Annotated in this window: 3 protein-coding genes; 1 reads left to right on the top strand and 2 read right to left on the bottom strand. The window is 63.2% G+C overall.

Features of this window, described 5'->3' with window-relative positions; translation table 11 throughout:
- Both NUM_RS03915 and NUM_RS03910 read right to left on the bottom strand, forming a co-directional pair.
- Window positions 1-375, bottom strand: a 375-nt coding sequence (locus NUM_RS03915) for a helix-turn-helix domain-containing protein (RefSeq protein ID WP_207123149.1), incomplete at its 3' end; no start/stop codon positions are given.
- 251 nt (window positions 376-626) lie between these two features.
- Entirely contained in the window at window positions 627-1,946 is a 1,320-nt protein-coding gene (locus tag NUM_RS03910) for an FAD-dependent oxidoreductase (RefSeq protein WP_207123148.1), read from the bottom strand.
- A gap of 163 nt (window positions 1,947-2,109) precedes the next feature.
- On the opposite strand from NUM_RS03910, the gene NUM_RS03905 reads away from it, so the two are divergent.
- The coding region (locus tag NUM_RS03905; RefSeq protein WP_207123147.1) for a hypothetical protein at window positions 2,110-2,822 on the top strand (713 nt) is incomplete at its 3' end.

The raw sequence follows: 2,822 nt of genomic DNA, 5'->3' as shown, positions 1-2,822 counted from the left end.
TCCGCTGGGATCCAGGTCACGGCGGCGCGACAAGCCCAGCCGTCGTAGCCAGCGACCCACGGTCGTGATGCTGACGGTGATGCCTTCTGCCGCCAACTCGACCGTGATCAACCGCGCGGACAGCTTCCGGTGCCGGCGCAGGTCTTCGATGCGGTCCACGACCGCTTGGTCGAGTCGATGCGGGCTACGCCGTGGCCTGGAGCGCCGGTCGACCAGACCCGCCTCGCCTTCGGCCCGGTACCGGTTGACCCACTTCGACAGACACTGCCGTGACACGCCTGCCTCAGCGGCCACATGCGCGATCGGACGGGTGTGGCAGCGTCGGACCAGACGCAGCCTGCCGGCCGGGGTCAACGGGGCATTACGGTGGGACACGACGGGTCTCCTCGACGGCCAGGGCGTGTTGTCAGCGCTTCACATCCTGACCGCCAGGAGACCCGTCCCTGCTAGCGGCCCAACTACCTCCCCGGCGTCAACAACCTCACGAACCACAACAACTAGGCCGACGCTGGTGGGACAGCTGACGAAGCGCAGGTGTTGACCAGCCGAGCGGCGTGCTGTGCGGGCGTCGGCACTGGGTGACCGTCCGCGGCCGTGGGCTCTCGCCACCCCTTGCCTCCTCCAACTCATTCAGCGATACGTGTAGCGCGCCTGCTTCCCCTCAGGGTACGGGCAATTTTGGCGGGAGTTAGCAGCTTGGCGGCGGGTGCCAGCATGTTAGCGGTCTCCAGAAATGCCTTGCCTAGTATTGGGTCCGTTCCGGCGGCGAGCCTATACCGATTCAGGTAGCTGTTGATTACCTTGCCGGAAGTTGTACGCTTTCCCTTGATCTGGGAAAATCGCATGTCTCCTCCGGCGGACAGGGACCATGCGATGTTGATGATCTTTGCTGCCGCCTGGTAGAACTTGGCGGGAAGTCTCTCTGCATCCCCTGTGATGAGGTCTCGCAGCGTCATCGCCTCCATTGCCGCTACCGAGATGCCCTGGCCGTAGGTGGGGTTGAAGCTACACAGTGCGTCACCGACCACAAGCAGGCCATGGAGATGTCGTCGCTGTCGTTCCAGGTGCCACCACCTGCTCGACGGATAACGCATCCTGACGGCGTCGTCAACTGGCTCCGCGTCTCGAATTAGTTTGGCCACGGCGGGGGTCGGTAGAGATTCTGCGAACTTGGACATGCTGGAATCGGTGGTACCTGGATCGACATCGAATAGTCCGAACAGGACGACGGCCCAGCGATTTCCTTCGACGGGGACGATGCCGGCACCACGCGGGCATTCTGGATACGGAACGACCAGCATTCCGTTTCTGCCGTCAAGGTGGTGTCGTTCACGCTGGTAATGTCGCGTGACGTAGACCACGCCAGGATCCACCTGTGAACAGCTAGGCATGGGCACTCCCAGCTCGTTGAGCCACTTCAGCGCCTGGGAGTATCGACCACCGGCATCTACTACAAGGTCAGCCGACACCGAGCCGTTCAGAAGATTTACCCCGGTGATTGTGCTGTGGTCGTCACCGAGAACGATCCCTGTTACCTCTACGTTGTCCCGGATCTCCACGTTGGGCAGCTCGCTGGCACGGCGCCGAATCTCGTACTCAACGTAAGGCCGACTGATACCCAGCGTGGTGATACCAGACGGGGCGGACGCGAGCGGGTGTCCGTCGAGACAGTATGTGGTGTCGACCTGAGGATCGCTCCGTACCGCGCCAGCTGCGACCAGGTCATCGGTGAACCCGGGGAACAACTCGTCGAGGACCTGGGCGCCTTTGGCGAGCAGGACGTGAAGTTGACGACTCTGTGGCACCTTCTTCCGAGATACCGGAGTGGTGGGAAGGCTATCGTGTTCCAAGACGATGACCTGCTCGAACTTCTCGCTGAGTGCGCGGGCTGTCAGCAATCCAGCTATGCTGGCGCCGATGACGACTGCGCATTTGGTGCCGGCCATGTAGCGTCTCTTCTCGGCTCGGACTACGTTTAGGTTAGTCATCATGGCACATGGTCTACTCTATTTCCTAGGCCCTGCAAGGCAAGAGACTTCGTCTGGCAATGCGACGAGTTGAGCATGCAGTGGAGGCGGACCGGATGGGGCAGGCTAGAATGGGAATCCGATGAAGCCATCAGAAGCGAGTGCTGATCTCGGCGCCGCGGTCCTCACGACTGCTGACACGCACGCACCGAACGTGGCGACTCAGTTGCCCATGGAGTCGATGAAGCATCGCTCGCAAATGCCTCTCGCATCATGTAACAAGCCGGGACGGAAGCCGAATTCGCCGCTTGCCGGCTACGCCACCATCGAAGATGCGATCCGCAGCACGGCACACCTGTCGCAGCCGGCCGCGGCACGTGAGCTGGGCGTATCCGTGAAACGTGTGCGTCGCGTGCGTGTGAAACTGGGCTTGGCGGGAGCGGCCGTCGAGCGGCGGGTTCGCGCTCTCGGATACGCCAGCGTTGAGGACGCCATCCGCGCCACGGCACAGCTGCCCGAGGCAGTCGCGGCCGAACAACTCACGATGACTCTGTCCTATGTCCAGGGCATGCGGGTCAAGCTGGGCCTGGGCGGAGCGGTGGAGCAGCGCGTGCGCGCTGCTGGGTACGCCGGCGTTGAGGACGCCATCCGCGCCACCGCACAGCTGCCCGAGGCAGTCGCGGCCGAACAACTCACGATGACTCTGTCCTATGTCCAGGGCATGCGGGTCAAGCTGGGCCTGGGCGGAGCGGTGGAGCAGCGCGTGCGCGCTGCTGGGTACGCCGGCGTTGAGGACGCCATCCGCGCCACCGCACAGCTGCCCGAGGCAGTCGCGGCCGAACAACTCACGATGAC

The organism is Actinocatenispora comari (assembly GCF_017312725.1).
GTDB classification, from domain to species: domain Bacteria; phylum Actinomycetota; class Actinomycetes; order Mycobacteriales; family Micromonosporaceae; genus Actinocatenispora; species Actinocatenispora comari.
The sequence above is the reverse complement of the archived record's forward strand: the minus strand, read 5'-3'. Positions and strand labels throughout refer to the sequence as shown.